This window comes from Nocardioides guangzhouensis, from assembly GCF_004519545.1.
GTDB classification, from domain to species: domain Bacteria; phylum Actinomycetota; class Actinomycetes; order Propionibacteriales; family Nocardioidaceae; genus Nocardioides; species Nocardioides guangzhouensis.
In genome coordinates this window covers 1-7,112 of sequence record NZ_SDKM01000079.1, presented here as the reverse complement: position 1 = coordinate 7,112, position 7,112 = coordinate 1, and the positions used below count along the sequence as shown (strand labels likewise).

Genomic DNA, 7,112 nt, shown 5'->3' with positions numbered 1-7,112 from the left:
CACCTCGACCATCAAGACCGGGCACCTCGGGTGGTGCCGCAGGGTGACGAGCGAGCGATCTCGACCCGGGCGTTTCGCACGTCCTGGTCGGGAATCGGCCCGGTCGACCAGAGCGTGCGACACGCGGGACCTACGCCCGGCCCGCGAGCCGGTCAGGAATCGAGAAGCACGGACCGCGGCGGCGGCCTAGCGTTGCCTGCAGAGGGGCCGGCACGGGGCCGGACCCGCACCCGAGAGGAACCCAGCAGATGCCCGCGAAGAGTGCCCAGACCGAGTCCGACGGCTTCAGCGCGGAGGAGCGCGCGGCGATGAAGGAGCGCGCGGCGGAGCTGCGCGCCGAGGGGAAGAAGGGCGCCAAGAAGGCCGACGGCCTGCAGGCGGTGCTCGACGCGATCGCGAAGATGGCGCCGGACGACCGGGCCCTCGCCGAGCGGGTGCACGTCGCCGTCACCACGAACGCGCCGGACCTGGCGCCGAAGACGTGGTACGGCATGCCGGCGTACGCCGACGGGGACGGGAAGGTCGTGGTGTTCTTCCAGGACGCCGGCAAGTTCAAGTACCGCTACGCCACGCTGGGCTTCCAGGACACCGCGAACCTCGACGACGGCGACGTCTGGCCGGTCTCGTACGCGCTCCAGAAGTGGACCCCGGCCGTGGAGAAGAAGGTGGTCGCGCTGGTGAAGGCCGCGGTCTCCTGACCGCGTTCGCTAGCTGTCCATCCACCCCATCGCGAAGGCGATCGGGAACGTGATCGCCATCGCGACCAGCACCGCGACCGCGAACCAGAGGCCGAACGTGGCGGAGGCAGGCATGTGCTCGCGCAGCCCGAGCCCCTTGCCCGCCTTCTTGATGAGCTTGCGTCCCTCCTCCGAGGAGAACCGGTAGTCGACGACGGGCTCGAGCCGGGCCTCCTCGGAGATCGCGACCGTCTTCCGGAACGAGAAGTCGTAGCTTCGTCCCACGAAGCGATCCACCCGGGCCCCGAGGCGGGGGTGGCCGGCCTCCCACTCGAGGGTGTGGCTGTCGTCGGTGATCGTGTAGTCGCGGCCGCCGTTCATCGCCACGTGGTGCACGAAGGTGCACTCGAGCCCGGCTTTCGCGTAGAGCTGATACCACCGCGCATGGACGATGTCGAGGGCGACGTCGAAGCCCTCCGGCGTCGGGGACACGACGTACGGCGTCCCCTCGGCGTGCTGGGCGACCCGGTCCCGGAACCTGTCGATCTCGCTCATGCGGGCGATCCTGTCACTGCAGGTCCTGCTGCTCGTACAGCACCCGTCCCGCCCCGATCCGCCGATAACCCGGTGAGTCCCGTCGGTGAGTATTTGTAGGGTCGGAGGCGTGACCGACACCATCATCACTGCCCCGATGATCAGCGCCTCGGGACTGCGCAAGTCGTTCGGCGACGTCGAGGCGGTCCGGGGGATCGACGTCGAGGTCAGGCCCGGCGAGGCGTTCGGGTTCCTCGGGCCCAACGGAGCCGGCAAGTCCTCCACGATGCGGATGATCGCCGCGGTCTCGCCGGTCTCCGCCGGGACGCTGCGGATCTTCGGGCTGGACCCGGCGACCGACGGCCCGGCGATCCGGGCCCGGCTCGGCGTGTGCCCGCAGGACGACACGCTCGACACCGAGCTGACCGTCCGCGACAACCTCTACGTCTACGGCCGCTACTTCGGCATCCCGCGGGCCGAGGTGAACCAGCGCACCGACGAGCTGCTCGAGTTCGTGCAGCTCACGGAGAAGGCGAAGGCCAAGGTCGACAACCTCTCCGGCGGCATGAAGCGCCGGCTCACCATCGCCCGCTCGCTGATCAACCGGCCCGACATCCTGCTGCTCGACGAGCCGACCACGGGCCTCGACCCGCAGGCCCGGCACGTGTTGTGGGACCGGCTGTTCCGGCTCAAGCAGTCCGGGGTGACCCTGGTGATCACCACGCACTACATGGACGAGGCGGAGCAGCTCTGCGACCGCCTGGTGGTGATGGACAAGGGCCTGATCGCGGCCGAAGGGTCGCCGCTGGAGCTGATCCGCACCCACTCCACCCGCGAGGTCGCCGAGCTCCGGTTCGGCGCCGGCGAGCACGAGGGTGTCGCCGCGAAGGTCGAGGACCTCGGTGACCGGGTCGAGGTGCTGCCCGACCGGCTGCTCGTCTACACGCACGACGGCGAGGAGGTCATCGCCAAGGTGCACGAGCGTGGGCTCGAGCCGGCCGCGGTGCTGGTGCGCCGCTCCACGCTGGAGGACGTCTTCCTCCGCCTCACCGGCCGGACGCTGGTGGACTGATGACGACGCATCCCGTCCCCACCCGGCCCTCCCGGTGGGACCTGGCCTGGCGGCAGCGCGACTACTGGCTGACCGTCTACAAGCGCACCTGGCGCGGCAGCGTGGTCAGCTCGTTCGTGACCCCGCTGCTCTACGTCCTCGCGATGGGCGTGCTGCTCGGCGGGTTCATCGAGGCCGATCCCGACCAGCTCGACGGCGCCACGACCTACCTCGCGTTCGTCGCGCCCGGCCTGGTGGCCGCCCAGACGATGCAGCTGGTCGTCGGGGAGACGACGTACCCCGTGATGAGCATGGTGAAGTGGCAGAAGATCGCCTTCGGCATGACCGCCACCCCGCTCGGCGCCCGCGACGTGGTCAACGGGCACCTCGGGTTCATCTGCTTCCGGGTCGCGCTCACCTCCGCGGTGTTCCTCGCCGTGCTGGCGCCGTTCGGGGTGTTCGCGAGCGTGGCCGGGGCGGTCGGCGCGTTCCTCGTGCAGCTGCTGATCGGGCTGGCCTTCGCCACCCCGGTCTACGGCCTGAGCGCCGGGCTGAAGGACGAGAGCGCCTACGCGCTGGTGTTCCGGCTCGGGGTGATCCCGATGTTCCTGTTCTCCGGCGCGTTCTTCCCGATCTCCAACCTGTCCCCGGCGCTGGAGACGCTGGCCAGGTTCACGCCGCTGTGGCACGGCGTCGACCTGACCCGGATGCTGATGCTCGGCACCCTCGACGGCCCCCGGGCGCTGGTGCACGTGGCCTACCTCGCGGTGATTGCCGTCGCGGGCTACCTGTGGGCGTGTCGCCGCCTGGAGCGGAGGCTGCGCTCGTGAGCACCGTCGACGGCGCCGTCGGGCGCGGGCACCCGGTCGAGCCGCTGCCGCCCGTGGGGGCCGCGGGGATCATCGTCTACCGCAACTACCTCAGCTACCGATCCGGCTGGTACATCTTCATCAGCGGCTTCCTGGAGCCGGTCTTCTACCTCTTCTCGATCGGCGTGGGCGTCGGCAAGCTCATCGAGTCCTTCGAGTACCACGGCCAGCAGATCCCGTACGCCGAGTTCGTGGCGCCGGCCATGCTGGCCACGTCCGCGATGAACGGCGCTGTGCTCGACAGCACCTTCAACTTCTTCTTCAAGCTGAAGTTCACCAAGCTCTTCGACCAGATCCTGGCCACCCCGATGACCACCCGGGACGTTGCGGCCGGCGAGATGTCGTGGTGCCTGCTGCGCGGCGGGATCTATTCGATCGGCTTCCTCGCGGTGATGCTCGGGATGGGGCTGGTGCACTCGTGGTGGGCGGTGCTGGCGCTGCCGGCCACGCTGCTGATCGGGTTCGCCTTCGCCGGCGCCTGCCTCGCGCTCACGACGTACATGCGGACCTGGCAGGACTTCGAGTACGTCACCCTCGCCACCATGCCGATGTTCCTGTTCTCGGCGACGTTCTTCCCGGTCACCGCCTACCCCGGCGTGCTGCGGTGGATCGTCGAGGCGACGCCGCTCTACCGCGGCGTGGTGCTGTGCCGGGAGCTGGTCACCGGCGTGGTGACCGTCGAGTCGGCGGTGTCGGTGGTCTACCTGCTGGCGATGGGCGTGGTCGGGGTGCTGCTGGCCCGGCGCCGGCTCGACACGCTTCTGCTCACCTGAGCACGTCAGCCGTCCACCGTCCCGAACACCGCGGCGTACGACGCGTCGAGGGCGTGCGTGTCGAGCCCGGTGACCACCCGCACCCGTCCGGACCCCGCGCCCTGGTGCAGGAGCCCGCGGGTGCCGGTGACCTCGGCGGTCCACGCCCCGGTGCGCTCGTCGGCGGTGGCACCAGCCGTGGCGAAGACGCCGGCGGTGGCGAGGTCCCAGTAGGCCGGGGACGTGATCATCGTGTCCACGCCGAGCCGGCCGACGACGGGCGCCGCGGCCAGGCCGTCCGGGACCCCCTGCGGCACCGGGCCGTCGGGCACCACGGTGACCGGGACCGGCCCGGCCAGCACGGCCGCGAAGGCGGCCGGGTCCGCGGCGGCGTTCCACTCGCCGATGCCCCGGCCCGGGTCCTGCCCGTCGCCGACCGCCCCGGCCATGGTGGTGACGCCGGCGATGCGGCGGTAGTCGGCCGGACGGTCCGCGGCGAGCGCGGCCAGCTCGGTCAGCGGGCCGAGCGCGACCACGTGCAGTCCGGGGTGCACGCGCGCCTGCTGGGCCAGGAAGGCCCCGGCGTCCTCGCGCAGCGGTTGCCACGGCACGGCGCCCAGTGCCGGGAGCCCGGGGTCGATCACCACGCCCGTGCACCACTCCTCGGGGAACGGCACGCCGTCCTTGCCCCGCTCGGTGGTGCCGCAGGCGACCGGGACGGACGGTGACTCGATCGCCGCGAACAGGTCGGCCAGGAGGCGCAGCCCGTCGGTGCAGCCGACCATGCCGGTGGCCGGCACGGTGATGCCCACGACGTCGACCCGCGGGTGCCGCACCAGGTAGGTGATCGCGGCGAGGTCGTCGGGGGCGAGGTCGGAGTCGATCACCACCGGCACCGCGTCGTCCGCCTTGGCGGGTGCGGCGCCCATCAGGCCGGTCACCTCGCCGTCGTCGTCGTACGGCGCGGTGCAGCCCGAGGCGACTGTCGCGAGGAGGGTGAGCCCGACAGCCAGGAGACGGCGCCTCACGGGATCACCAGGTACTGCGCGACCACGCCCACGATGGCCAGCGCCAGGCCCACGAAGCCGGCCAGGCGACGGTGACCGCGCGGGAGGGCCAGGGCCAGGAACAGGCAGGCGAGCCCGAGCAGCCAGACGTCGTGCCAGGCGGCGAGGTGCGCGGAGACGAAGGCCCGCCCCCAGAAGTCCTGGTACTCACCCGGGGCGCTCAGCAGCCAGTGCGCGGGGAACGAGCTCGGGTCGGCGGTCACCGGGCCGATCGGGATCGTCACCGGCTGGATCTGGAGGATCGAGAACGAGGTGACCTGCCGGGCCTGGAAGGCCCACGACACCATCACGAACGGGAACCAGCCCACGAAGAGCACGAGGTACGCCGTCGCGGCGTGCCGGAACCGGCGCCCCGCCGCTGCCCCCACCGCCACCGCGAGCACCGCGGCGGCGACCGGCTGCAGGATCTCGGGGAGCGTGAAGTGGGCGTGCAGGGTGCGCCCCGGCTCGTCGCCGAGGTCGAAGCCACCGGTGGCGCGGGCCACGACGGCGCCGGCGGCCGCGAGCACGGCCACCAGGCAGACCAGGGCCATGGCGCCGAGCAGCCGGCCGGCGGTGCGCGCCACCTCGTCCACCGGTGCGTCGGCGGCGAGGCCGGCGCGCTCCCGGTGGAAGCTGCCGGCCACGACCATCGAGACCGCGACCAGCAGCGGGCCGAGCATGACCGGGGCGGACATGTAGCGGGCCCCGGACCAGTCGTCGGGCGAGTGGAACATCGCGTACGCCGCGAGAGAGGAGAGCGCGACTCCGACCCACAGCACGGGTCGGCGCAGCAGCCGCACGGCCTCCGGGCGGGCGATCGCCCGGACCACCCGGGTCGTCCGCGCCGGGCGCAGGGTGGCCGGGGCGGGGAGGACGGCGGTCATCGGTTCCTCCCCGCGACCAGCAGCGCGAGCGCCGCGACGACGACGTACGTCGGGTGCGCGTGCCACCAGCCGACCGCCTCGCCGACCGGTCCCAGCCCGGCGCCGAGCAGCTGGCCGGCGGTCACCCACACCAGCGGCACGGCGGCGGCGAGCGTGACCGAGCGGCCGGACGGCAGCCAGACGGCCACCGCGATGCCGGTCGACGCGAGCGCGAGGAGGGGGAGCAGACCGAGACCGGGTCCGGGCAGGAGCTCGGCGGTGAGCAGCCAGGCCGGAAGCACGAGCGCCGTGACCAGGGCAACGCGCAGCAGCCGTCGAGCCATCGCCGAGGTCGGCACCGGCGCCAGCAGGGCGGCGGCCGGGTCGTGCAGCGCGAACACCACGGCGGCGGCGACGGCGCCCGCCCCCAGCCCGAGAACGACGTCGGCGGGCCGGTCGGCGAGCCGCAGCAGGAAGGCCACCAGCAGCAGGCTGGAGGTCACGGCGACCACCGGCGCCCAGGCCATCGCGCGGGCGGTCGGCCGGGCCAGCTCGCCCAGCACGGCACCGCAGGTCATCGCGCACCCCGCTCGGCGCAGGCGAGGTAGAGGTAGCCGTCGTCGATCGACGGCGCAGCCGGCATCGCGTTCGCGGGCACCGTGCCGAGGTGGCGGTAGGTGCCCTCGCCGGTCATCCAGCTGCGCAGCGCGGACGCGTCGGGTCGGTCGTCCTCCCACACCCGGCCGGTGGCCTGGTCGGCCAGCCCGGCCGGGGTGCCGGTGAACAGCACCCGACCGTCCCGCATCACCACGACGCGCTGGCACAGGGCCGCGACCTCCGCGGTGTTGTGCGTCGAGAGCACCACGGTGCCGCGTCCGGCGGTCTCCGCCAGCAGGGCGCGCAGCTCGAGCCGCTGCTCGGGGTCCAGCCCGGTCGCGGGCTCGTCGAGCACCAGCAGCTCGGGCTGCCCGACGAGGGACGCGGCCAGGGCGACCCGCTGCCGCATGCCACCGGACAGGGTCTTGATCTTGCGGTGCATCCGGTCGGCGAGCCCGACCGCCTCGAGCACCCGGATCGCCTCGTGGCGGCGCCAGTCCCGGTCGGTGTGCTCCTTGAGGATCGCCACGTAGTCGACCAGCTCGAACGGCGTGAATCCCGGGTAGAGCGTCGGCGACTGGGGGAGGTACCCGAGCCGGCGCCGGATCTCGACCCGCTCGGCCGGGACCGACGGGTCCAGGCCCAGCAGGGCCAGCCGGCCTTCGTCGGGCGCGAGCACGGTCGCCAGCATCCGCAGCAGCGTGGTCTTGCCGGCGCCGT

Annotated in this window: 9 protein-coding genes; 4 read left to right on the top strand and 5 right to left on the bottom strand. The window is 72.7% G+C overall.

Translation table 11 applies throughout. The features are described 5' to 3' along the window. Positions 1 to 248 precede the first annotated feature (248 nt). On the top strand, positions 249 to 698 hold the full coding sequence (locus EKO23_RS24105; RefSeq protein WP_134721031.1) for an iron chaperone: 450 nt from the start codon (positions 249 to 251) through the stop codon (positions 696 to 698). Positions 699 to 707: 9 nt separating this feature from the next. On the opposite strand, the gene EKO23_RS24100 is transcribed toward EKO23_RS24105, so the two are convergent. Then, positions 708 to 1,232: a hypothetical protein gene (locus EKO23_RS24100; protein ID WP_134721030.1), complete on the bottom strand. Its 525-nt coding sequence runs from the start codon at positions 1,230 to 1,232 to the stop codon at positions 708 to 710. Positions 1,233 to 1,341: 109 nt separating this feature from the next. Here EKO23_RS24100 and EKO23_RS24095 point away from each other — a divergent pair, with 109 nt between their 5' ends. Genes EKO23_RS24095 through EKO23_RS24085 form a run of 3 tightly spaced genes read left to right on the top strand, consistent with a single transcriptional unit; the run spans position 1,342 to position 3,904 of the window. After that, positions 1,342 to 2,283, top strand: coding sequence for an ABC transporter ATP-binding protein (locus EKO23_RS24095; protein ID WP_425464416.1), 942 nt, complete (start codon positions 1,342 to 1,344; stop codon positions 2,281 to 2,283). After that, positions 2,283 to 3,092, top strand: a complete 810-nt coding sequence (locus tag EKO23_RS24090) for an ABC transporter permease (RefSeq protein ID WP_217702797.1) — start codon at positions 2,283 to 2,285, stop codon at positions 3,090 to 3,092. The genes EKO23_RS24095 and EKO23_RS24090 overlap by 1 nt, the downstream gene beginning before the upstream one ends. Next, positions 3,089 to 3,904, top strand: coding sequence for an ABC transporter permease (locus tag EKO23_RS24085; protein ID WP_246051290.1), 816 nt, complete (start codon positions 3,089 to 3,091; stop codon positions 3,902 to 3,904). Before EKO23_RS24090 ends, EKO23_RS24085 begins: the two co-directional genes overlap by 4 nt. A 5-nt stretch (positions 3,905 to 3,909) precedes the next feature. Here EKO23_RS24085 and EKO23_RS24080 read toward each other — a convergent pair whose 3' ends face one another. The 4 genes from EKO23_RS24080 to EKO23_RS24065 form a co-directional block, all read right to left on the bottom strand. Beyond that, positions 3,910 to 4,911, bottom strand: coding sequence for a nucleoside hydrolase (locus EKO23_RS24080; protein WP_134721029.1), 1,002 nt, complete (start codon positions 4,909 to 4,911; stop codon positions 3,910 to 3,912). After that, positions 4,908 to 5,816 carry a hypothetical protein gene (locus tag EKO23_RS24075; RefSeq protein ID WP_134721028.1) on the bottom strand — a complete coding sequence of 303 codons (909 nt, stop codon included), beginning with the start codon at positions 5,814 to 5,816 and terminating at the stop codon, positions 4,908 to 4,910. Before EKO23_RS24075 ends, EKO23_RS24080 begins: the two co-directional genes overlap by 4 nt. Then, a complete protein-coding gene (locus tag EKO23_RS24070) occupies positions 5,813 to 6,373 on the bottom strand; it encodes a hypothetical protein (RefSeq protein ID WP_134721027.1) in 561 nt (186 codons plus the stop codon). Before EKO23_RS24070 ends, EKO23_RS24075 begins: the two co-directional genes overlap by 4 nt. Beyond that, positions 6,370 to 7,112: ABC transporter ATP-binding protein (locus EKO23_RS24065; protein WP_134721026.1), on the bottom strand; the 743-nt coding region annotated here is incomplete at its 5' end. The genes EKO23_RS24070 and EKO23_RS24065, both read right to left, overlap by 4 nt.